Here is a 21,093-nt window from a genome sequence, read left to right on the forward strand (position 1 = left end):
CACCAGACCACACCACGGGGTGGCGGGCCCGGCAAATTCAACCAATTCAATACAATAAATTGGTATCAACAAACTTGGCACACTATTGAGTTCTCAAACAACAGACACACCCGGCACCACCACAACCAACATTTCGGTCGCGGATCGCTCCGGAGCAACTTTTCAAACTTACCCGAGTCCGGACCGCTTTGCAAATCAGCGTTTCCGCGACCCGCAAACCATCCAACCCGCCCCACCCGAACCCGGAGCGCACAAAACGCCGACCAGATCCGGTCTTGAAATTTAGGGGATTGGCCGCCTCCGGTTCCCAGCATTTCCGCTGGTCTCCCTCGCGGCGACTTAGAAAACAATACACCCACCACGCCCCCACCGCAACTCCACCCCCCCACACCCACCCCACCACCCAAAAACCCCGCCACCACAACCCAAAACCACCCAACCAGGCTCGCCGGCGTCGTAAGCCAGCACTGTGTGGTGCGTCACCGCGGCGCGGAACAGTGGGGGCGTGAAACTGCCAAGGCCTTAAACGTAAGAAGGGCCGGCAACCAAATGGTTGCCGGCCCTTCTTCAAGCCACTGGCTTCAGGAGTACTGAATTACCAGGAAGACTTCGTGATGCCCGGGAGCTCACCGCGGTGAGCCATGTCGCGGAAGCGAACACGGGAGATGCCGAACTTCTGGAAGGTACCGCGCGGACGGCCATCGATGATGTCGCGGTTACGCAGACGTACCGGTGAGGCGTTGCGGGGCAGCTTCTGCAGGCCGAGGCGGGCAGCTTCGCGTACTTCATCGGTTGAGTTGGGATCAACCAGAGCCTTCTTCAGTTCGAGGCGCTTTGCAGCGTAACGCTCGACGATGACTTTACGCTGTTCGTTCTTAGCGATCATTGACTTCTTAGCCATGTGTTTAGCGCTCCTCTCGGAATTCGACGTGCTGGCGGATTTTGGGGTCGTACTTCTTCAGGACCAGACGGTCCGGGTCGTTACGACGGTTCTTGCGCGTCACGTAGGTGTAGCCCGTGCCCGCGGTCGACTTCAGCTTGATGATCGGACGTACGTCCTTATCCTTTGCCATTAGAGCTTCACTCCTCGTGCCAGGATGGCGGCGACGACTACGTCAATGCCGCGTACGTCGATGGTCTTGATGCCACGTGCAGAGACCTGCAGGGTGACATTGCGGCGCAGGGACGGAACCCAGTAGCGCTTCTTCTGGATGTTCGGGTCGAACCGGCGCTTGTTGCGACGGTGCGAGTGCGAAATGCTGTGTCCAAAGCCCGGCTCGGCTCCGGTCACCTGGCAGTGTGCTGCCATGACGACTCTCCTCAAAAAATAAATGAAACGGCTAACGGAGTTCCCGTTGACCGTGCGTTGGGCGGCGTCCGCATCCGGCTCCCTCCCCCAACCGTCGTTGTCCGCGGGATTCAGGCAGACGGCACAAACCGTCTGGTTCCTCACTGCGGCGAAGATTGTGGGCCACGGGCACCTGGCGCCAGCGGTCTGTTGGACCGTCATTGCGAAGTGCCGGGATGCTGGGCGAATACAGGAATGCGCGCAACTTGAGCCCCTAACTACCGGCCTCCAGGCCGTCGATTTTTCAGACGGGTCCTGCCAACCGGAGCAATTGCGCACGCTCCGCGCCACCTAGCGCCTACCAAGTCTACGAGTTCGGCGATTTAAAGACCAATCCGTCGCTGAATGGTGTATAGGGCGGTGGCCCCCAGCCAGTGCAGGCGTGGGGGCGGTGCCGTCCCAGGTCATATGCCCGACGAAGGCTTTTCACAGCGAAATGATAGGCAGCGGGGCAATTCTGGATCCATGAACACACAACTTCTGACGAACCGTCCCGGGATTCGCCGCAGCTCCGGCGGCGCTGTGAACCCCTTCAGGGCGCAGTACCGCCGGCGGTTGCTAAGAGCGGATCTGCTGACGGTCCTTTTCTGGGCGTCGCTGGCCGGCGCGGTCGCCTTGTGGCTGGCCGACGGCGGAATGGCCGGCTTCGCGACTCCAGCCGGTTCCTTCACCGCGCTGGGGATTGTGGCCGGCCTCGCCGGCATGGACCTGGTGCTTCTCATGCTGCTGCTGGCGGCCCGAATCCCACTCATCGACCAGACAGTCGGCCACGACCGCGCCCTTGAGTTTCACCGCAAGCTGGGCAAACCGGCCCTGTACCTGCTGCTGGCGCACGGAGTCCTCATTGCTATCGGCTACGGCATGGCGGAAGGACTGGACCCCGTCAGCGAGTCGGTTGCCCTCTGGGTCCTTGTGCCTGACATGTGGCTGGCCTACATTTCCATGCTCTTGTTCATCGCCGTCGTCGTCACCTCCCTGGTAGCCGTCCGACGTCGGTTCCCTTACGAATTCTGGTACGCCGTCCACCTCCTGACGTACGCGGCCGTCCTGACCTCGCTCCCCCACCAGTTCAGTGTGGGCGCTCTCTTTGCCGAGGGAACCTGGCAGCGCTGGTACTGGCTGGCCCTCTGCATCGCGACCGGCGCCGCACTTCTCTACTACCGGGTGGTCCAGCCTGTGGTGGCAACATTCAGGCACCAGTTGACCGTCAAGCGTGTGGTGCGGGTGGCCCCCGGAGTGGTCAGCATTGAAATGTCCGGCCTTCGACTGGACGAGCTGGCGGGCAGTGGCGGCCGGTTCTTTATCTGGCGGTTCCTGGCTCCCGGCCTGTGGTGGCATCCGCATCCGTTCAGCCTGTCCGCCGAACCCGTCCATTTCGATGCCGCCGGCCAGGGCACGCTGAGGATCACTGTCCGCAACCTGGGCAAGGGGTCATCCCAGCTGGCGTCGCTGAAGCCCGGCACCAAAGTGGCAGTGGAGGGACCGTACGGGCTGTTCAGCACGTCCGCGCGGAGCCGCAACCATGTGGTCATGGTGGGAGCCGGAATTGGCATCACGCCGGTTCGTGCCCTGCTGGAGAGCACGCCGTTCCAGCCCGGCAACGCCACTGTCATCCTCCGCGGCCACAGCGAATCCGAGCTCTACCTTGGCGAGGAGATCCTCGATCTCTGCCGGCGCCGCGGCGCCACGCTCTTCCACTTGACCGGCTCCCGCCCGGCCGGCGTCCAGACCTGGCTTCCGGAGCACGCCGCCCGTGCCGGCCACCGGCTTGCCAGTTATGACCCGAAGATCGCCGACGCCGACGTGTACGTCTGCGGCCCCTCCGTCTGGGCACACAACGTGCTTGAAGACGCCCGCGCAGCCGGCGTCAGAGAAGACCAAATCCACTACGAAAGGTTCGACTGGTGAGAACCCGCGCAGCAGTTTCAGCCGCTCTGGCCTCCGCCGGCATCCTCATCGCCGGCTGGCAGTCCGGCGTCCATGTAGCCGATACCGGCAGCTCCGTCGCAAGCGCGGCGGCCGGGACCACCGGGGCCACGGGTTCGTCCGGCTCAAGCGGAACGTCCAGCTCCAGCGGGACGTCCGACTCAACAGCTTCGTCCGGCGCGTCGGGGGCGGGCACCACAGGGGCCTCGGCCAAGGCCGTAGGGACGTACCCTGGCTCGGTCGTCCAGACCCGCTTCGGCTCCGTCCAGGTGCAGATCACCGTGCAGGCCGGGAAGATCACCGACGTCACGGCGCTCCAGCTGACCGATGCTGAACGCAAGTCCGTGCAGATCAGCAACCGGGCGGCCCCGATCCTGCGCGACGAGGTGCTCCAGGCCCAGTCCGCGGACGTGCAGACCATCAGTGGTGCCACGGTGACCTCCGATGCGTACTTGAACTCCCTGCAAGCGGCCCTCGATGCAGCCAACCTCTGAGCTGGGCGGCTCTGCCCTGCTGGCCAGGACGTTTGGCTCTATGGGCACCGTCATCAGCCTGACCGTTCCAGCGGGGGCCGTCCCGGGAACTGCGGGCGGGGAGGGCGGGCTCGACGCCGCAAGCGCCGCCGTCGAGCGCGTCTTTGACGGGTTGGACGAAACGTTCAGCCTGTACCGTCCCGACTCCGAGGCGAGCCGGCTGGCGCGCGGGGAGCTTTCCCTGCGGGACTCATCCGCCGCGATGCGGGACCGCTACGCGGAGGCGCTCAGCTGGCGGCTCAGGACGGAGGGCGCGTTCTCCCCGGAACGGCCCGACGGCGTGCTGGACCTTTCGGGGCTTATCAAGGGCTACGCCATCGGACAGGCCGGTGAGGCATTGCGGAGCCGCGGGATCACCGACTGGTGCCTGAATGCCGGCGGCGACATACTGGTGATGGGCTCGCCCGTGCCGGGCAGCGGAACCGCGTGGGCGGCCGGCGTCGTTGACCCGATGGACCGCTCGGCGTTGCTTGCCGCCTACGAGCTGGGCGGACCTGGCACCCGGTGCGCCCTTGCGACGTCGGGCTCAGCGGAGCGGGGTGACCATATCTGGGCAGCGGGAGCCGGAAGCCGGACCGCGGGCTTCTCCGGCGCCGGGTTCGCCCAGGTCTCCGTGGCCGCGGCAGACATTGTCACCGCCGATGTGCTCGCGACGGCCATCGTGGCCGGCGGGACCGCGATGCTGCACCGGGCCACGGACGGTTGGGAGATCGATGTCCTCGCCGTCCGCCGCAACGGGGAACTGCTCGCGACGCCGGGGTTCCGCGCCTAGGGTGCCGTTCTAGAGGTGGGTCAGCTGGCCGTACTTCGGCTCCAGGCCGTCGCCGGACGACTTGCCGGTGACGCGCCGGACAACCCACGGGCCAGCGAATTCGCGGACCCACCGGGCATTCGCGCGGAGGGCGTCCACCCGGCTCAGCTCAGGAACCGGCGTCATGGGCGGGACGTCAATCGAGTGCTCGTGTGCCAGCACCGTGAGGACGCGCTTGGCCATGTTCGCGTGGCCGGCGGCAGACATGTGCATCCGGTCCGTGGCCCACATGCCCCAGTCGTAGTACTCGCTGAAACGCCAGTAGTCGACCAGCAGGGCCCCGTGGTCCCCGGCGATGCCGCGAACCAGTTCGTTGTAGATGGCCGTACGGCCGCGCATGGTGCCGAAAATCTTGGAGCCCCGCGCGTCGAAGCCGGTGAACATCACCACGGTGGCGCCGGTGGCCGTGAGCTTGCGGATCCCGGCATCGTATTCGGCCAGCAGGTCATCGATGTCGACCTTGGGCCGGAGGATGTCGTTGGCGCCAGCGTAGATGCTGACCAGGGTGGGATGGAGGGCGACGGCGGCATCGACCTGTTCGGCCAGGATCTGGCGGAGTTTCCGGCCGCGGATGGCAAGATTCGCGTACCCGAAGCCGGGATCGGCGGCGCCAAGCCCCTCTGCCACCCGGTCCGCCCAGCCCCGGACGCCGTTGGGCCGGGTAGGGTCGTCGTCGCCGACGCCTTCCGTAAAGGAGTCTCCAAGAGCTACGTAGCGGGACGTGAAATCCATGGATCCAGTCTGCCAGCAGTTGCCGTGAGCAACAAAGACGGGGATGCCCGACGTCGGACTGCGGCGCCTTCGGCTGTCGCGCTTAGATGCCGCGCAGGATCCAGTGGTCGTCGTCGAGTCGGGCCACGATCTTTTCGCCGATCCGGGCCAGGTCCGCGACGTCCTCGGGGCTCAGGGCGTCGAGGAACAGTGAGCGGACCGCCTCGACATGGCCCGGGGCGAGTTTCACAATCGTCTGCATCCCGGCATCGGTCAGGTGGGCCGTGGTCACGCGGGCGTCGCCGGGGTGCGGCCTGCGCTCCAGCCAGCCGCGGTTCTGCAGCTTGGTGACCACATGCGAGAGCCGGGACAGGGAGGCGCTGGTGCGCGCGGCGAGCTCACTCATGGGCAGGAAGCGCCCTTCGGCCTCGGAAAGCATCGCCAGCACGTTGTAGTCGAACAGGGAAAGCTTGCCCGCGGCGTGGAGCTGGGTGTCCAGGGCGGCCGGCAGCATGGTGTTGATGCTGAGCTGGGCCAGCCAGGCCCGGCGTTCGTCTGCGTTGAGCCAGCGGGGTTCGGTCATGGCTACATTCTAGGAGACTAGAAGCTTGACGATTCAACTTCAGCCGGGCATTTCCGGAAAACTTCCCGCCTGTCCGTGGCCAGCTACCGGTAGGCTGGCCGCATGTACGTAGTCTCCCTGACATACAAAGTCCCCGAGGACATTGTGGAGTTCCATCTTCCGGCGCACGTTACGTGGCTGCAGGCAGCCTTCGACGACGGCGTCTTCATGGTCGCGGGGCGCAAAATCCCCCGCACCGGCGGTCTGTTGCTCTCGAACGCGGACCGGGCCAGCCTTGACGCCGCACTGGCCAAGGACCCCTTCTACGTCAACGGTGTGGCTGAATTCGAGGTCATGGAATTCCACGCCAACCGGGTGGCTCCGGGCTACGAAAACCTGCTGGACAGCTGAGTCCCGGCGGCTACCTGGCGCCGGGCTGGCCGATGGCACGCTGGTCGTGCAGCAGTTTCTTCAAGCCGCCCTTGCGCGGGACCCGCACGGGTTCGGGCCAGCGCGGCCGGAGCTGATCGCCGAGGGTTACGCCGCGGAGCTTCCGCCCGAACAACGGCAATACCCAGTCGCGGACCCAGCGGCGCTGCCGGCGTTCCCACTCCCGCAGGCCCGGTTTCACGGGCGGTTCCCAATCCCTGGGTTTGATCTTGTGCGGCACGCCGAGGTGGTCCAGAACCTGTGAGGCGAGGTATTTGTGGCCTGCCTTGGACATATGCAGCCGGTCCGAATCCCACATCCGCGGGTCATGGAAGGCGTCGAAGCACCAGTAGTCCACCAGCACCGCGCCGTAGCGGCCGGCGATCTCGCGGACGCGCCGGTTATAGACGGCGTTGCGTTTCTTCAGCGGCTCCAGCAGCGCGGAGACCTTGACGTCGAAGCCGGTGAAGAGCACCAGGGTTGCCCCCGTGCCGGCGAGCGCAGCCACCAGGGACTCGTAGTCCCGCATGAGGGCCCCGATGTCCGTGCCGAAATCCAGGATGTCGTTGCCGCCCGCGTAGAGCGTGACGAGGGTCGGCTCCATGGCCACGGCGGGACCGAGCTGTTCGCCGGCGATGTGGCGCAGCCGTTTGCTGCGGATGGCCAAATTGGCGTACTCCCACCCCGGCTGCGCCTTGGCCAGCTTCTCCGCAACCCGGTCCGCCCAGCCCCGCACGCCATTGGGGAAGCGGGAATCGTAGTCCCCCACACCCTCGGTGAAGGAATCCCCCAAGGCAACAAAGACCCGCCGCCCGCCACGATCCGGAAGCAAAGGAATTGAATCCACCCGTCCAAACTAACCCCCGCAAAAAGCGGCCAGGGAAAGGGAGAGTTAACCCAAGGTGAGAACGGCACCGCGTGCAGCAGCGGCCGGCTTGCGTAGGAGCGCACCGAACGTGAGCCGAGCGCAAGGCCCTGCCGCCTCTTTGCAGGGAACGCACCGAACGTGAGCCACCCCCAAGACCGCCAGGCCGACGCCGGTGCTTTGCGAAGGAGCGCATCGCCGACCAGAGCCGAGAGAGGCCGCCCGCGGCGGCGGGAGGAAGGGCGGACCCGAGGGCCCCGAACTGAGCTTGCGAAGTTTGGGAAGGGTCCAACCGCTAAGCGACGGCAAAGCAGCGGTGGCGGGTGAAGCCCGGAAGAACTTGCGGAAGCGTCGCAGCAGGAACCGCAGGACCTGCAGGAGCGTCGGGGTGAGAACCGCAGGACCTGAGGGAGCGTCGGTTAGAGCTCGGCTTTCCCCTGCCGCCAGTACCCCATGAACGCGACCTGTTTCCGGTCAATCCCCACGTCCCGCACCAAGTACCGCCGCAACTCCTTGACGGTGCCCGCTTCGCCGGCGATCCAGGCGTAGAACGGCAGTGCCCCGGCGGGCTTGTCAGGGTTCTTGCCGGCTCCGATCGTCGCGGCGTCCATCCGGGCGGGGGTCTCCCAGAGGATGTCCTGGTCCACGTTCACGTCATCGGGTTCGGGCCCTGCCCCGCCGGCGGCGGCCTTGATGCCCACCCAGCCGGGTTCGGGAACGGCGGTGCGGACGGCTTCCTGCAGGAGTTCGCCGTGCGGACGTGAGCGGCCGATCAAGGAGCCGCGTGCCAGCCAGGTGATTTCGACGTCGGCGTCGGACCTCAGGTCCAGGAAGTCGCCGGGCTCGGGGACCTCCAGGAACGCATGTCCGCTGATGTACGACGGGAGGCTTTCCAGGATGGCGCTGATGGCCGGGACAGCGGTCTCGTCGCCGGCAAGCAGTACGCGCTGGGCCAGGCCCGGCCGCCATTCGATGCCGGAGTAGGTCTCCGCCGTGACACAGTGCGCGGCCCGGTTGTTGGGTCCAATGAGGGTGAGGGCGTCGCCGGGCCTGGCGTTCAGGGCCCAGTTCGCGGCGGGTCCGCCGTTTCCGGCGGCGTCGAAGTGCATGACAAAGTCGACGTCGATCTCCGGATACACGGAGTCGAGGCGTTCCTGCCGCACGGTGTAGGTGCGCATGGAGCCACGGATCGCGGGATCCATGGCCAGCCATTCCTGGTACCAGCCGGACTGCTCCGTGTGGAACACCGGCAGTGGCAGCTGGGTGCCGTCCCCGGCAAGGGACGGGATCATCAGCTTCACGCGCAGGTCCAGGGTTTCGCCGTGGACGCCGAAGCCACGCAGGGAGTACCCGCCGAAGGTGACCCGGCGGAAGTTGGGGCTGAGCTCCTGCACCGCGGCGACCGTCACGTCGAACGCCAGGGTCATTGGTTGGGTGGGCGGCTGGTTGCTTTCGCCAGAGGGCGTATGGCGTACCCGCGACTGGCTGATGTCTGCTGCCGTGCCGCCCGTTGCACTGCTGGCTGTTGCACTGCTGTTAACTGCCCTCATGGGACCAACTCCAGGGTTGCTGTTTCTGATTTTGGGAACTCGGCGTGGTGCCGGCCGAGCGGGATGATCAACGGCGTGCCGGAAATGGGGTCGGGCAGCACCCGCGAGTCCAGGCCGAAGACGTCTCGGACCAGGTCCTCGGTGACGACGTCGGCGGAGGTGCCCTCGGCCACGATCCGTCCGCCTTTCATGGCGATGATGTGGTCCGCATACCGGGCCGCCAGGTTCAGGTCGTGCAGGACGATTGCCACGGTGGTGCCGCGGCGCCGGTTCAGGTCCGTGATCAGGTCCAGGACCTCTACCTGGTGGGCCAGGTCCAGGTAGGTGGTTGGCTCGTCGAGCAGCAGAATGTCGGTCTCCTGGGCAAGCGCCATCGCGATCCAGACGCGCTGACGCTGCCCGCCCGAGAGTTCGTCGACATTGCGTTCGGCGAGCTCCAGGGTTTCGGTGGCTTCCAGCGCACTCTGCACAGCGAGATCGTCACCCGTGCTCCAGCTGCGGAAGAACCCCTGGTGCGGGTAGCGTCCGCGGCCCACGAGATCCCGGACCAGAATGCCGTCGGGGGCGGTGGGGTGCTGCGGGAGCAGGCCGAGGATGCGGGCGAGTTCCTTGGCCGGGCGGGAATGGATGTCCTTGCCGTCGAGGGTCACGGTGCCGCCGGCCGGCTTCAGCAGCCTGGACAGGCCGCGGAGGAGCGTGGATTTGCCGCAGGCGTTGGCGCCCACGATCATTGTCACCTTCCCCTCGGGAATCTCCGCCGTGAGGCCTTCCACCACCCGGCGCTGGTCGTACTGCAGCGTCAGGTCCTTGGCGTTGAGAACTGCCATGTCAGGCGTCCTTTCGGTTGGCCGTGACCAGGAGCCACAGCAGGAACGGTGCTCCCAGCGCGCCGGTGACCACACCGACGGGAAGGACGGTGCCGTCCAGCAGCAGGGGGGCGATGTTGGCGGCGAAGTAGTCGGCGGCCAGGACAATCAGGGCGCCGACGAACGCGCCGGCCGGAAGACTGGCCTTGCCCGTGAAGCGGCGCGCGATGGGGCCGGCCAGGAAGGCGACGAAGGCCACGGGCCCGGCAGCTGCAGTGGCGACGGCGGCGAGGGCGACGGCAACGGCCACCACGCCCAGCCGGGTGATGCTCACCCGGATGCCGAGCCCGGCGGCGGCGTCGTCTCCGAGTTCCAGGATGCGCAGCGGGCCGGCGAGGACGGCGGCGGCGGGCACCAGGACCAGCAGCGCCAGGGCCAGCACTCCGGCACGGTCCCAGCTGGCGGAATTCAGGGATCCGTTCAGCCAGATCAGGGCCTCGGCCGCGGTGCGGATATCGGCCCGCGTCATGAGGAAGTTGACCACGGCGTTAAGTGCCGCGGCAATGCCGATGCCGGCCAGGATGAGCCGGCTTCCGGCTGCGTTGGCGTGATTGCCGCCACCTGATCCGGGGGAACCGTTCCGCGAGATTGTGTAAATCAGGACGGCTACCGCCATGGCCCCGCACAGTGCCGCGCCGGACACCGCCGCTCCGGAGGCGCCGAAAACGACGATGGCGGTGACGGCGGCCGCGCTGGCCCCGTAACTGATACCGATCACGTCGGGACTGGCCAGTGGATTGCGCAGCATCGTCTGGAACAGGGTGCCCGAGAGCCCGAAGGCAATGCCGATCATGGTGCCGATGACTGCCCGCGGCAGCTTGGTTTCCATCACGATGAAGCTGGCGCCGGGGATCCGCTCGCCACCGGTGAGGCGGGCCGTGAGGATCCTGACGAAGTCCGGGACGGTGACGGGGTAGCTGCCCAGCAGGATGCTGACGGCGAAGAGCACAATGACGGCGAAGGCCAGCAGAGCCGTCCGGCCCATCAACGCACTGCCTATTAACACACTGCGCGGCGGCCCCACATTGGCGCGGACCGGGCCGGCGGGATCGGCCAGTTCGCACTCCGCGGGGGCGTTCTCCCCCAGCTCGCGCCTGACGTTGGCGAGGTCTGCCTTGCTCACAGCCCTGCCCCCTTCCCGCGGCGGACCAGCCACACAAAGACAGGCGCACCCACCAGCGCCGTCATGATGCCCGCCGGGACTTCGCCGGGCAGCAGGATGACACGGCCCACCACGTCCGACAGCAGGAGCAGCACCGGTGCCAGGACCAGCGAGAACGGCAGGATCCAGCGGTAGTCCGGGCCGGTCAGGAAGCGGACGGCGTGCGGAACCACCAGGCCGACGAATCCGATCGGGCCGGCCAGCGCCGTGGCCGAGCCGCAGAGCAGCACAATGCCCAGCGCGGTGATGGCGCGGACCAGTCCGACGCGCTGGCCCAGGCCGCGGGCGATGTCATCCCCGAGGGCCAGGCTGTTAAGGATCCGTCCGGTGAACAGGACAATCAGCGCCCCGGCGGCCAGGAACGGCAGCCCGGGCAGCACGACCGACCAGTCCCGGCCGGCGATCCCGCCGACCTGCCAGAAACGGAACCGGTCCAGGGTGTCCTGGCTGGAGACCAGGACGACGTTCATCAGCGAATACAGCCCCGCGCTCAGGGCCGCGCCTGCCAGTGCCAGTTTGACCGGCGTCGCGCCTTCCCTGCCAAGTGACGCGATCAGGTAGACGACGACGGCGGCTGCCGCGGAGCCGATGAACGCGAACCAGATGTAGCCGGTCAGGGACGAGACGCCGAAGACGTAGATCCCGGTGACGACGGCGAGGGCCGCGCCGGCGTTGACACCGATGATGCCCGGGTCGGCGAGCGGGTTTCGGGCCACCCCCTGCATGGCCGCGCCGGCCAGTCCGAGGGCGCCGCCGGCGAGCAGGCCCAGCACGGTGCGGGGGATGCGGGCGTGGATGACGGCGTGGTCGCCGTCAGCGGGGTCGAACTGCGTCAGGGCCTGCCAGACGGTGCCGAGCGGGATTCCGCGGGCACCGACAGCCAGGGACGCCGCGCAGACCAGGACAAGTACGACGACGGCGGCCAGCAGCCAGGCCGCCTGTTTGGCGGGGGCTTTCTTCCCGGGGGCGACAGGTGCGCCGGGCACACTGCCGGCGGGCGCCGTCGCCGTCCTGATTGTCATGGATGCGTGCTATTTCGCTGCAGTGGCGACTTTGTCCGCGGCGCCGGCCAGCTGCGGGAGGAACGTGTCCAGGGACCACGGCAGGCTCAGCGGCGACGAAGCGGAGATGGACAGGGTCAGCGTGTTGTTCGAGTCCGCAACCAGCGCGCCGGTCTTGATGGCCGGGATCTGGCCCAGCAGCGGGTCAGCCGTGATGGAGTCGGTGGTGGCGGCATCCGGCACCCAGGTCACGAAGATGTCCGAAGTGAGTTCGTTGGCTTTTTCGGCGGACCACGGGATGAAGAATTCCTTGGAGCCCTTGGAGTTGTCCTCAACAACGGATGCGAGCTTCATGCCGATTTCGTTGAGGAAGCGGGGACGGTTGTCGTTGGCGGTGTAGACGTTGACGCCGTCGCTCTTGTCCGGTTCCAGGTTGCCGTAGATGAAGGTCTTTCCGGCGATCTGGGGGTACTTGGAGACCTTGTCCTTGATCGTGGCCTCGGTGTCGGAGACCAGCTTGGACGCTTCGGCTTCCTTGCCAAGGGCCTTGCCGATGATGGTGGTGGAGTCCTGCCACGGCGTGCCGTAGGCCAGCTCCGGGTGCGCCACGACGGGGGCGATTTCGCTGAGCTTCTTGTAGTCCTCCTCCGTCAGGCCGGAGTAGGCGCCGAGGATGACGTCCGGGTTCAGCTTGGCGATCTCGGTGAAGTTGATGCCGTCAGCCTCGGAGAACTGGACGGGGGCCTTCGCGGAACCGAAACCGGCGCCGAGCTCTTCCAGTGCGGCGTCCTTCCACGGCGTGGAGCCCTTGTCATTACCGCCCCATTCGTTCTTGGGCACGCCCACGGGAACCACGCCGAGGGCGATCGCGACGTCGTCGTTGACCCAGGAAACGGTGACCACGCGCTTGGGCTGTTCCTTGATGGTGGTCTCGCCGAAGACGTGCTTGATGGTCACCGGGAAGGCTGTGCTGACCGGCTGGGAGGGAGCGTCCGCCGCCGTCGAGCCGGCAGGTCCGGTAGAGCAGGCAGTCAGGGTCAGCGCGACGGCGGCCAGAAGGGCTGCGGCCCGCCCTGCGCTCTTGCGGAGACAGCGGCCGGCGGGGCGGCCGCCTGAACGGGTGAAAAGGGCGGAAGCCACGGAACTCCTTAGGTAAGTGATGCAAACCTAAGTAAGGCTAGCCTATCCTTTGTGTAATTAAGAAAGGTTTGAGTAACGTAATTGTCTCAATTGCCCTTTGAAGTGCACCGGAGCATCGATGCGCCCCGCGTTGCACCTTTAAAGACGTTGCACCACTCAAGGCGTTGCACCACTCAATGCTCAGCCGCCGGGTGCGGAATGCGAACTGGACACGAATCCCGGGCTTTGCAAGGATGGGCTCGCCGGACAATCGGAACCGGTGATGAGTTGGGACGGGGGAAGTGAGCATGGACATCGCGACGATGACTGTTGCCACGGTTAGCGGGGTGGCCGCTGTGGCCTGCTCCGCGCCCGCGCTCCTGCCAGCCCCGCCCGCGCAGGCCCTTCCCGCGGAGTCCCGAACCAGCACGGACTAGTCCCGCGAGACGCCTTGCCCCACACCGGAGTCGCGGGCTGGCAGTCTTCTGCCCACAATCCGCCTGGCGGGCCGCGCGCCCGTCTGGCCGGAGCCATCCGATTTTCGAAAGTGTCCGTCATGCAAAAAATCACGGCGCAGCAGATCCGCTCGTCCTTCATCAACGCGAGCCGCTCAGAAGCCGCCAAACTCAATCTGCCCAAGAGCTTCGACACCCTGGATTGGGAAGCATTGGACTTCCTGGCCTGGCGGGACGCGAAGATGCCACTCCGCGGCTATCTCGTGGTGCAGGGGCCGAAGGGTCCCACTGGCATCATGCTCCGGGCCCCTGAAGGCGGGGCCAAGAAGAACCGTTCCGTGCTCTGCGAGCTGTGCCGGGACGTGTTCTCCAAGGACGACGTCCTGCTGTGGGTGGCCAAGCGCGCCGGGCAGTCCGGCCGCAACGGCAACACGCTGGGCACCCTGATCTGCGCCGATTTCCTGTGCTGCCGCAATGTCAGGGTGGAGCCTGCGGCCAACGAGATCAACCCGGACCCGGCCGCGGTCGTGCTGCGGCAGATCGAAGGGCTGGTGGCCCGCACAGCCCAGTTCGTGGAGCGCGTCCAAGGCAACTAGCCCCGACACAAGCAACGAGGGGTGAGGTCAGCGCAGGACGATGTCCACGGGGTTTGCCTCGGAGCGCCAAGTGCCCTCCGTGCCCGGACGTGCGGCAATCACCGGAGCCGTCAGGACGCCGGAACGGTTGGTGCGCTTGTCCCGGAGGATCTCCGTCACCGAGCCGAGGTGCCGGGAGAGGTCGATGACGTTCTCCGGCGCGGCCAGCAGGAGCTGGAAGCCGAACTCATGCAGCGCCTTGATGCCCGCGCCGGCGAATTCCTCCGAGGCGAGCACGAACGCCTCGTCCATCATGACAGTGCCGTACGTGGTGAAGCCCTGCTCGGCGATGCCCAGCTGGTAGCTCAGCGCCGCCGCCATGATGAACGCGGTGAAGCGCTGCCGCTCGCCACCGGACATGGAGCCGGTGTCCGCGTGCATGTAGACCTCGGTCTTCTTCGCGCCCTTCGCCGCCCCCTTGGCACCGGCGCCCTTGGAACCGGCACCCTGGACTTCGCGGTGTTCCTTGCACTGGATGAACAGGTGGCCGCGGACGTCCAGCACTTCGGCCCGCCAACGGCGGTCCTCTGGGGTCTGCGAGCCGAGCCGCTTCACGAGCGTTTCGAGCGACTTGTAGCGGGTGGTGAGCTCGGCGTCGTCGTCCCCCTCCGCCCTGGACGCAGCGGCGGACGTAGCGGCGGACGCAGCAGCGGACGCTGCAGTAACCGCCTTGCCGGGCCGGGTGTGCCGGACCTTGAGCGCGTTCTGGATGGCGTCCTTGAACTGCTTCGCCGTCGCCGGCAGCGTCTGCTTGATGTCGAGTTCCAGGAAGCTGCCCTCGTGGAAGTTGACCTCGGACAGGATCCCGTTCAGCGGCAGGATGCGGCTCGTGATGGCACGGCGCTCCTCGTCGAGCAGGTGCAGCAGGGTGGAAAAGGATTCGTGCGTCCGCTGGTTGAAGAACTGCCGGAACTCGGCCTCCTGGGCGGGCAGCCCGTCGCTGACAATCGCGTGGTAGCGGGATTCGAACTCCCCCGCGGCGCCGATCGAGGTGCCGTGGTCCGCGGAAATCGCCGTGCCCCACTCCCGGACGAAGCCCTCGAAAATGCGGGTGAGGCGCTCCGAGGTGGCCTGCCCGCGGGACTCGGCGACGTGCAGTTCGGCCAGGAGCCTGGTGCGGACCTGGTTGGCGAGGTTGTCGAGTTCGTGCATCTCCAGGACGTCACCGAAGCCGGTGAAGTACGGTTCCAGTGCGGCGACGCCGGCGTCCGACGGCGGTGCCTGCGCCAGCCGGGTGCGTGCGGCATCGAGCAGCGCACCAGCGGCGGTCATGCGCGCGTCGAGGGCCTTGTACTCGCTTTGCAGCACGGCCGCGGATTCGGTGCTGGACTGGTGCTTGTGCCGCGCGGCTTCGATGCTGGTGCGGAGCGGTTCGAGGTCGGCCTGTGCGGCGAGAGCGTCCTTGAGGCGCTGCTCGATCCGGGCGAGCTCCTCGCCGGCCACGGCGGCCGAGACCTGTTCCCAGGGCCGGTGGTCCTCGGCCACCCGGCGCAAGGCTTCAAGCTGCCGGGTCATGCCCTGGTGCGACTCTTCCCGGCTTTGCGCCAGCTCGGCGGCCTTGGCCAGCTCCTGCTGCAGGTCCTCAACCTGGGCCGCCACGAGTTCGAGCTTGGCGGCATTGTCGAACCCGAGGACGTAGTCCTGGCGGGACGTGAAGCGGTCATCCTTTTCCACCGTGTGGCGGTTGCGCTTGACCACACCGCCCAGGCTCAGGCCCTTGTCCAGGCCGGCGAGCTCGTCCGGGTTTTCCACACACGGGTAGGCGAAGTCGAGCGCAATCCGTTCGCGGAGCCAGGCGCTGGACTGCGCAAGCGCCTGGGCGTGTGGCCCGGCGGGCAGCCCGGCATCGGTGAGGAAACTGAGCTTGGTCAGGAGGTCGCGATCGGCCACGTCCTCGACGGCCAGCGCACCGCCGGCCAGGGGCCGGGAGACGTCCACGGCACGCAGCGCCCCGCGCACGGAATGGTCGTTGAGGTAACGGGTGACTGCCGCGAAGTGCTCGCCCGGGACCAGCAGCGTGGTGGCCAGGCTCCGCAGCGCGCGCTCGGCAGCCGGGCGCCACTGTTCCTGGCCCTCGGCAAGGTCGATCAGCTCGCCGCCGAAGGGCATCTGCTCCTCGGGCACGCCCGTGGCAGCGGCAATGGCGCTCCGGTTTTCAATGCTCGACGGCGGCAGCAACGATTTGCGCGTCTTCAGCGAGACGAGCTCCTGCTGGGCCGCGGCGAGTTCGCGCTTCCGGGTGGCGTGGCCATCAAAGGCCTCGAAGCGCAGTTCCTTGAGCGCTTCGGAATCGTCCTGGAGCTCAGCCGAGCGTGCCGCGGCGTGCTCGTGGGCCTGATCCCAGCCGGCGGCCGACCACTGCAGTTCCAGCCCGGCGTCGGTCAGCGCCTTGCGGGTCGATGCCTCGACTTCCTGCCGGAGCTTGAGCCCCACCCGGGCGTTCTCCAGAGACTGCTCGATCGCGGAAATCGCGTTGCCGCCCTGGTTGTTGTACTCGCCCTCCAGCTGGCGCAGTTCCTTGGCGAAGCCGTCACGGACAGCGCGTTCGGCGGCCAGGTCCGTGGCCTTCGCCTGGGCCAGCTCCTTCAGCCGCGCCAGGGTCTTCTCGTGCACTGTGACCGCGAGCTGCTGCTTGTAGGCCTCGAATTCCTCACCTGTTAGGTCCCGCAGCCGGTTCGCGTCCAGCAGCGCCTGCGCGTATTCCTTGTTAAGCCCGGGGACGGGAGCCAGCTGGTCGCGCTGCTGCCGGACGTCCTCGAGACGCTGCCGGATGGACATGAGGTTGCTGAATTCCTCGACCACGTCATCCGCCGCGGCCAGCGTGGCAGGGGCATCGAGGACCTGGTCGCGGAAGAAGGTGTTGACGCTGCCGCCGAGTCCCTTGCCGGCCTGGATGACGCGCAGCAGCGGAAGGGCCTGATCCGAGTTGATGCCGAGGAGGCGGCGGAATCGTTCGGCGAAGGCCTTGTGGACGTCGAAGATCTGGGCGTCCTGGAAGATCGCGTCCAGCGCCGACTTGGTGAACCGCTTCTCCGCGATGCCCTCGATCGCCGCGAGGTCCAGCGGCTTGTTATCGATCACGTAGTACCGGCCGACGCTGGATTCCGTGCCGTTCTTGGGCAGGTCGAAAAGCGCCGAGACCGTCACCCGCGTGCCGGCGGCGTTGTCGAACGTCAGCGCGACGGCGGACCAGGTCGCGCCGGGGCGCTGAAACGCACTCGCCGAGCCCTCCCCCACGGCCTTGTCGCCTACCTTGCCGCGCATGTACGTGAACGTGGTGCGCTTGTCCTCGACGGCGCCGCCTGCCCGCTGTGCCGCAGCTTCGTTGGAGCGGGGACGGGCGTCGAAGACCCGAAGCATGGCATCGAACAGCGTGGACTTTCCGACGCCCGAATTGCCGGTCAGCAGTGTGCCGTTGCGGTCCACGTGCATCGTGTGGGCGCCATGGAATGTGCCCCAGTTGACCACCTGGACCAGGGCCAGGCGCATCTGGCCGGGGTTGGTAAGCTCGCCCATCGGGAGCATGGTTGCGATGCTCACTTGGTCTCCTCGGCTTCTTCAGTGTGGCTGGGTGACGACGACGGCGATGCCACTCCCGGGGCGGCATCGCCGTCGTCGTCGCTGTTCAGGTCACCTTTGGCGTCCGTAGCGGTTGCTGCGCCGGTGTCATCATCACCTTCGGTGGCGGCGTCGGCGTCGTCGTCCGGGTCTTCCTCCGCGTTTGCCGAGGTGTCTGTGTCGAGCTCCAGGAGCGGCTCCGTTCCCGACTGGTCTGTGCTGGCTGCCACCAGGGCTTCGATTTGGGCCGGGATGTCGCCGATGTTTTCGAACGGCAGGGCCAGCGGGAGGGCGTTGGAGATGGTGTAGACCTCGTCCAGGCCCGTGGCGAGCAGGAGCTGACGGGCCAGGAGCTTGGTGATAGCGCGATTGACGACGTCGGCATCGCGCAGGGCGTCCTGCTGGCCGGTGGGCTGGTAGTGGGCGACGAGTTCGGCGATTTCCTCGCGCGTGATCGTCGGGTCCGTCTGTGCGGTGACGTGCCGGTCCAGGAGCAGGCGCAGGCGGAGCAGGACGATGGTCTCGACCCGGCTCAGGGCACGCTGCTGGCGCAGGATACTGGACCGCGTACTGCCGCCGATCGCCTCGGGGTCAACCGGGCGCAGGACGGCGACCTTGCGCTCGTGGTCCAGTTGCAGCGTCAGGAAGAGTTCGGAGAGGCGGCTGCGCAGGATCAGCTGGTTGTCCAGGAGCGTGGTCCACAGTTTTTCGTCGCGGCCGCCGTCGATGTAGGGGCCTTTGAGCAGCTTCACGAGCGCCTGCCGCACCTTCATGGGCAGCACGCCGGTGTCGCCCGGGAAGAGCGCGGCGCCGTCGACGAAGGTGTCCCGGGGGGTGACGGTGAAGGGGTCGCTCCGGACGTGGGCGCCATCGCTGTCCGCGGGCGCAGACTCGGACGCGGACAGCAGGTCCGCCGCCGCGGTCTCGGTCAGGGTCTCGGTCAGGGTCTCGGTCACAGTCTCTTCAGTCATGGTCAATCCTTCGCGAGCGTGACGACGGGCAGGTAGGCGGTGCGGGTGGTGCCGTCGATTTGTTCGAATTCGATTGGTCCCCAGGTCCCCCGGTCGAAGCCGGCGCCTTCGTGGAGGGTCTGCGACAACAGGGCCCGGATGGAGTTGATGTGGCGTTCCTCTGCCGGCAGCTGCGCCCAGGCCTCGGTGAGGGTTGAGGCCCCCGCGAGCGCGGCGCGGATGGCCTCCGGCTTGGCCTTGGCGGTCCGGGGCGAGCGCGCCCGGTCCGAGTCGGAGAACGCGATGGGGTCGGCCAGCTTGGGTGGAGCCGCGAATTCGTCAGGGTCGAAGAGCTTGACCATGGCCAGGGACTCGAAACCGGCGCTGAACAGCACCGGGCCGCGGACAAGGCCGGGCCGTTCGCGCTCGTACGGCAGGGTGCGGATCGCCTGCTCAGCCTCGCGCAGGACCTTCCGGAGCCGGACCGACTGCCGGAAGTCGTCACTTTGGACGTAGGTGTTGAGGCTCTCGCTGAGCTTGCCGTAGATCCGCTGGATCTGGCTGTGCTGGGTGCGGAGTTCGGCCACAAGGTTCTTAAGCGTCTCGCGTTCATCGTGGCTGAGCTCGTCCGCGAACTGCCGGCTCAGGACTTCGCCGATCGCCGACCGGAAGCGCAGCTGCTGTTGCGGGTCCTCCAGGAACGCGGTGAAGGAGCGGAACGTCCGGCCTTCGGGGCTCTGCCGCAGCCGCTTGTCGGCCTCGAGCACCTGGGCCATGGTGGCGCCCTTGCTGAGCGATTCCTCGATGATCTGGTTGCGCAGCTCCCCCACGAGCTCTTCGATCCGGTCACGCATCTTCTTGTAGTCCGCGGGCAGGCTGGCCGCGAGATCGAGGATGTTGCCTGCCGCCTCCACGGCCTCGTCGTCGTCGAGCAGCCCGTCGAAATCGCCGGAGCTGATGTCTTCCATCAGCTGGCGGCGCTCGTCGATCTCCTCCTCGAGGGATTCAATGCGAGCGCTCTGGTCCGGGTTGGTCTCGTTGGCGAGCTTCTCGACGTCGCCCAGCAGTGTGCCGAGCCGGGAGCCGTTCAGCGTGGACCGCTCACTGGAGAGGCTGTCCAGGAAAGCCAGGACGCGGGCAGCAGGCTCCGTGACTTCGTAAACGATCTGGCCCGACTGGTTCCGGCGGGTCAGGAAGTTCTTGCGGGTCCATTCGTCCGCGTATTTCTTTCCGGAAAGTGTGCCGTTGGCCGAGCCACTGTGCTGCTCTCCCGTGCCGGGGGCCTGCCGGCGGAGCTGCTCGAGGAAGGCGTCGACGTCGGCGTGGAACTGTTCCAGCGGCAGCTGCGCGCGCGTGCGGGTGAAGGAGGCCTGGAGCACGGCGATCACCCAAGGCGCCGAACGCGTCAGCGCCCAGGCAGGTCCCTTGGTAAGGAGCTCAAGGTCCCGGAGCCGGGTGCTGATGGCGTCGGCTGATGACACGGCGGAACGGGACACGCGCTCTCCTTCGGCTGCCAGGGGATGGTTTGGGGTGGCTTTGCGGGGCAGCGGATTCGAAAAACTGCCAGCTACAAGGTTAACGCAGGGCCCCGTCCGCATTTATCGTTGTCTGCTCCCCTATGTCGGCGCACACTGGAATGACCAGCCGAAGGGAGACGGTCATGCGCAAGAGAACGATCTGGATCACGGGGGCGGCCTCTGCAGCGGTGGTGCTGGGGGGAGCGTCAATTGCGGTCGGGGCCACCCAGGCCAGGGATGTCTGGTCCGGAAGTGCGGGCGCCCTCACCGCCAGGATCGGGAACTTTGAGATCGGTGACGATTCCGATGGACCGGCGCTCAGTGACGCCGACCGTGCCATGGCAACACAGGCTGCGTTGGCGAAGGTGGGCCAGGGCAGCGTCACCGAAGTGGAGCGGGATGACGACTCCGGCGCGGCCTACGAGGTCGAGGTACGCCTAAACGACGGGTCCCAGGTCGAAGTCGCCCTCGGCGCGGACTTCCAGGTCATGAGCCAGAGCGCCCCTGAACACGATGAAGACTGACACCGGGCAGCCTCCCGGCACTGGCAAGCGGTGCGACCCCCGCGATCGGCGAGGGTGCCGCAACACCGCCGTGACCTACGCCCCGGTAGCATTTCGATCCCGTATCAAGAGGCCGCCAATGTCCAAAGGACCCTAGTTCAGCACGCCCACAGCACCCTACGCTCGGGCTACTGGTTCAACCGGAGCAATGGTGCAGGGGGAAGAATGCAGTTCGACCTAAGCGCAGTGGAAACCGGCACGATGGTGGTCATTGGAACCCTCGTGTTTGCCGTGATGATCGGCGCCTTCATGATGGTGTCCGCGTTCGCGGCCATGGTATTGGTCGGTGTCGGCCGGCTCGCCTGGTACCTCGTGGCCGGCGCGCTGGTGGGCCTGGTCCAGGGCATCAACCACAGTTGGGACCGGCTGGTCCACCACGCCTCAACGGTGGAGATGCCCGCCGATTTCCAGGTCGACTTCGGCACGGACTTCCGGTCCGACTTTCCGGGCCAGGCCTCCCCTAGCACAGGCACTTACCCGCGAGTAGTATTGCGGGACAGCTGAAGGGTCCTCCACCCGCGGCGGATCCAGG

21 protein-coding genes are annotated in these 21,093 nt (G+C 66.9%); 7 read left to right on the forward strand and 14 right to left on the reverse strand.

The genetic code is table 11. The features are described 5' to 3' along the window. Positions 1 to 595: 595 nt before the first annotated feature. The 3 genes from rpsN to rpmB are packed head-to-tail and all read right to left on the reverse strand — an operon-like array spanning position 596 to position 1,309. Complete coding sequence (gene rpsN / locus AC1D1W_RS09835; protein WP_026266887.1) at positions 596 to 901, reverse strand: 30S ribosomal protein S14; 306 nt, start codon at positions 899 to 901, stop codon at positions 596 to 598. Between the two features lie 4 nt (positions 902 to 905). Next, positions 906 to 1,073 carry a 50S ribosomal protein L33 gene (gene rpmG / locus AC1D1W_RS09840; protein WP_003798558.1) on the reverse strand — a complete coding sequence of 56 codons (168 nt, stop codon included), beginning with the start codon at positions 1,071 to 1,073 and terminating at the stop codon, positions 906 to 908. Beyond that, positions 1,073 to 1,309 (reverse strand): 50S ribosomal protein L28, encoded by a 237-nt coding sequence (rpmB, locus tag AC1D1W_RS09845; protein ID WP_011693744.1) that lies wholly within the window; start codon positions 1,307 to 1,309, stop codon positions 1,073 to 1,075. Before rpmB ends, rpmG begins: the two co-directional genes overlap by 1 nt. Positions 1,310 to 1,813: 504 nt before the next feature. Between rpmB and AC1D1W_RS09850 the strand changes: the two genes are divergently transcribed. Genes AC1D1W_RS09850 through AC1D1W_RS09860 form a run of 3 tightly spaced genes read left to right on the forward strand, consistent with a single transcriptional unit; the run spans position 1,814 to position 4,579 of the window. Further along, positions 1,814 to 3,256, forward strand: a complete 1,443-nt coding sequence (locus tag AC1D1W_RS09850; protein ID WP_476943559.1) for a ferredoxin reductase family protein — start codon at positions 1,814 to 1,816, stop codon at positions 3,254 to 3,256. Then, a complete protein-coding gene (locus tag AC1D1W_RS09855; RefSeq protein WP_476943560.1) occupies positions 3,253 to 3,768 on the forward strand; it encodes an FMN-binding protein in 516 nt (171 codons plus the stop codon). Before AC1D1W_RS09850 ends, AC1D1W_RS09855 begins: the two co-directional genes overlap by 4 nt. Before the next feature lie 40 nt (positions 3,769 to 3,808). Then, positions 3,809 to 4,579, forward strand: a complete 771-nt coding sequence (locus AC1D1W_RS09860) for an FAD:protein FMN transferase (RefSeq protein ID WP_243178372.1) — start codon at positions 3,809 to 3,811, stop codon at positions 4,577 to 4,579. Positions 4,580 to 4,588: 9 nt separating this feature from the next. Here AC1D1W_RS09860 and AC1D1W_RS09865 read toward each other — a convergent pair whose 3' ends face one another. Beyond that, positions 4,589 to 5,350: an SGNH/GDSL hydrolase family protein gene (locus AC1D1W_RS09865; protein ID WP_028276862.1), complete on the reverse strand. Its 762-nt coding sequence runs from the start codon at positions 5,348 to 5,350 to the stop codon at positions 4,589 to 4,591. Between the two features lie 82 nt (positions 5,351 to 5,432). Continuing rightward, on the reverse strand, positions 5,433 to 5,912 hold the full coding sequence (locus AC1D1W_RS09870) for a MarR family winged helix-turn-helix transcriptional regulator (protein ID WP_243178008.1): 480 nt from the start codon (positions 5,910 to 5,912) through the stop codon (positions 5,433 to 5,435). A 102-nt stretch (positions 5,913 to 6,014) separates the two neighbouring features. On the opposite strand from AC1D1W_RS09870, the gene AC1D1W_RS09875 reads away from it, so the two are divergent. Then, entirely contained in the window at positions 6,015 to 6,302 is a 288-nt protein-coding gene (locus AC1D1W_RS09875; protein ID WP_018776102.1) for a YciI family protein, read from the forward strand. Positions 6,303 to 6,312: 10 nt separating this feature from the next. Here the strand turns inward: AC1D1W_RS09875 and AC1D1W_RS09880 are convergent, their stop codons facing one another. The 6 genes from AC1D1W_RS09880 to AC1D1W_RS09905 form a co-directional block, all read right to left on the reverse strand. Further along, positions 6,313 to 7,167, reverse strand: a complete 855-nt coding sequence (locus AC1D1W_RS09880) for an SGNH/GDSL hydrolase family protein (RefSeq protein WP_243178009.1) — start codon at positions 7,165 to 7,167, stop codon at positions 6,313 to 6,315. A 437-nt stretch (positions 7,168 to 7,604) separates the two neighbouring features. Beyond that, positions 7,605 to 8,612, reverse strand: coding sequence for a siderophore-interacting protein (locus AC1D1W_RS09885; RefSeq protein ID WP_476943561.1), 1,008 nt, complete (start codon positions 8,610 to 8,612; stop codon positions 7,605 to 7,607). Between the two features lie 119 nt (positions 8,613 to 8,731). After that, positions 8,732 to 9,562: an ABC transporter ATP-binding protein gene (locus AC1D1W_RS09890; RefSeq protein WP_476943562.1), complete on the reverse strand. Its 831-nt coding sequence runs from the start codon at positions 9,560 to 9,562 to the stop codon at positions 8,732 to 8,734. Between the two features lies 1 nt (position 9,563). Then, on the reverse strand, positions 9,564 to 10,586 hold the full coding sequence (locus tag AC1D1W_RS09895) for a FecCD family ABC transporter permease (RefSeq protein WP_476943577.1): 1,023 nt from the start codon (positions 10,584 to 10,586) through the stop codon (positions 9,564 to 9,566). 134 nt (positions 10,587 to 10,720) lie between these two features. After that, a complete protein-coding gene (locus tag AC1D1W_RS09900) occupies positions 10,721 to 11,785 on the reverse strand; it encodes a FecCD family ABC transporter permease (protein ID WP_476943563.1) in 1,065 nt (354 codons plus the stop codon). A 9-nt stretch (positions 11,786 to 11,794) separates the two neighbouring features. Further along, positions 11,795 to 12,904: an iron-siderophore ABC transporter substrate-binding protein gene (locus AC1D1W_RS09905; RefSeq protein WP_476943564.1), complete on the reverse strand. Its 1,110-nt coding sequence runs from the start codon at positions 12,902 to 12,904 to the stop codon at positions 11,795 to 11,797. A 535-nt stretch (positions 12,905 to 13,439) separates the two neighbouring features. Between AC1D1W_RS09905 and AC1D1W_RS09910 the strand changes: the two genes are divergently transcribed. After that, a complete protein-coding gene (locus AC1D1W_RS09910) occupies positions 13,440 to 13,934 on the forward strand; it encodes an FBP domain-containing protein (RefSeq protein WP_243178014.1) in 495 nt (164 codons plus the stop codon). A 27-nt stretch (positions 13,935 to 13,961) separates the two neighbouring features. On the opposite strand, the gene AC1D1W_RS09915 is transcribed toward AC1D1W_RS09910, so the two are convergent. The 3 genes from AC1D1W_RS09915 to AC1D1W_RS09925 are packed head-to-tail and all read right to left on the reverse strand — an operon-like array spanning position 13,962 to position 19,977. Then, complete coding sequence (locus tag AC1D1W_RS09915; RefSeq protein ID WP_476943565.1) at positions 13,962 to 17,513, reverse strand: ATP-binding protein; 3,552 nt, start codon at positions 17,511 to 17,513, stop codon at positions 13,962 to 13,964. Continuing rightward, positions 17,510 to 18,502, reverse strand: a complete 993-nt coding sequence (locus tag AC1D1W_RS09920) for a DUF4194 domain-containing protein (protein ID WP_476943566.1) — start codon at positions 18,500 to 18,502, stop codon at positions 17,510 to 17,512. Before AC1D1W_RS09920 ends, AC1D1W_RS09915 begins: the two co-directional genes overlap by 4 nt. Before the next feature lie 2 nt (positions 18,503 to 18,504). Next, positions 18,505 to 19,977 (reverse strand): DUF3375 family protein, encoded by a 1,473-nt coding sequence (locus AC1D1W_RS09925; RefSeq protein WP_243178016.1) that lies wholly within the window; start codon positions 19,975 to 19,977, stop codon positions 18,505 to 18,507. A gap of 164 nt (positions 19,978 to 20,141) precedes the next feature. Between AC1D1W_RS09925 and AC1D1W_RS09930 the strand changes: the two genes are divergently transcribed. Beyond that, positions 20,142 to 20,522, forward strand: coding sequence for a PepSY domain-containing protein (locus AC1D1W_RS09930; RefSeq protein WP_243178017.1), 381 nt, complete (start codon positions 20,142 to 20,144; stop codon positions 20,520 to 20,522). 204 nt (positions 20,523 to 20,726) lie between these two features. Next, positions 20,727 to 21,065: a hypothetical protein gene (locus AC1D1W_RS09935; RefSeq protein ID WP_243178018.1), complete on the forward strand. Its 339-nt coding sequence runs from the start codon at positions 20,727 to 20,729 to the stop codon at positions 21,063 to 21,065. Positions 21,066 to 21,093 lie beyond the last annotated feature (28 nt).

Source organism: Arthrobacter sp. P1_B4, from assembly GCF_056406555.1.

What these genes read in the sequence shown, in the direction of transcription:
- rpsN (WP_026266887.1), bottom strand. Translation starts at nt 901, where the DNA reads ATGGCTAAGAAGTCAATGATCGCTAAGAACGAACAGCGTAAAGTCATC.
- rpmG (WP_003798558.1), bottom strand. Translation starts at nt 1,073, where the DNA reads ATGGCAAAGGATAAGGACGTACGTCCGATCATCAAGCTGAAGTCGACC.
- rpmB (WP_011693744.1), bottom strand. Translation starts at nt 1,309, where the DNA reads ATGGCAGCACACTGCCAGGTGACCGGAGCCGAGCCGGGCTTTGGACAC.
- AC1D1W_RS09850 (WP_476943559.1), top strand. Translation starts at nt 1,814, where the DNA reads ATGAACACACAACTTCTGACGAACCGTCCCGGGATTCGCCGCAGCTCC.
- AC1D1W_RS09860 (WP_243178372.1), top strand. Translation starts at nt 3,809, where the DNA reads ATGGGCACCGTCATCAGCCTGACCGTTCCAGCGGGGGCCGTCCCGGGA.
- AC1D1W_RS09865 (WP_028276862.1), bottom strand. Translation starts at nt 5,350, where the DNA reads ATGGATTTCACGTCCCGCTACGTAGCTCTTGGAGACTCCTTTACGGAA.
- AC1D1W_RS09870 (WP_243178008.1), bottom strand. Translation starts at nt 5,912, where the DNA reads ATGACCGAACCCCGCTGGCTCAACGCAGACGAACGCCGGGCCTGGCTG.
- AC1D1W_RS09875 (WP_018776102.1), top strand. Translation starts at nt 6,015, where the DNA reads ATGTACGTAGTCTCCCTGACATACAAAGTCCCCGAGGACATTGTGGAG.
- AC1D1W_RS09885 (WP_476943561.1), bottom strand. Translation starts at nt 8,612, where the DNA reads ATGACCCTGGCGTTCGACGTGACGGTCGCCGCGGTGCAGGAGCTCAGC.
- AC1D1W_RS09890 (WP_476943562.1), bottom strand. Translation starts at nt 9,562, where the DNA reads ATGGCAGTTCTCAACGCCAAGGACCTGACGCTGCAGTACGACCAGCGC.
- AC1D1W_RS09895 (WP_476943577.1), bottom strand. Translation starts at nt 10,586, where the DNA reads ATGGGCCGGACGGCTCTGCTGGCCTTCGCCGTCATTGTGCTCTTCGCC.
- AC1D1W_RS09900 (WP_476943563.1), bottom strand. Translation starts at nt 11,785, where the DNA reads ATGACAATCAGGACGGCGACGGCGCCCGCCGGCAGTGTGCCCGGCGCA.
- AC1D1W_RS09910 (WP_243178014.1), top strand. Translation starts at nt 13,440, where the DNA reads ATGCAAAAAATCACGGCGCAGCAGATCCGCTCGTCCTTCATCAACGCG.
- AC1D1W_RS09920 (WP_476943566.1), bottom strand. Translation starts at nt 18,502, where the DNA reads ATGACTGAAGAGACTGTGACCGAGACCCTGACCGAGACCCTGACCGAG.
- AC1D1W_RS09930 (WP_243178017.1), top strand. Translation starts at nt 20,142, where the DNA reads ATGCGCAAGAGAACGATCTGGATCACGGGGGCGGCCTCTGCAGCGGTG.
- AC1D1W_RS09935 (WP_243178018.1), top strand. Translation starts at nt 20,727, where the DNA reads ATGCAGTTCGACCTAAGCGCAGTGGAAACCGGCACGATGGTGGTCATT.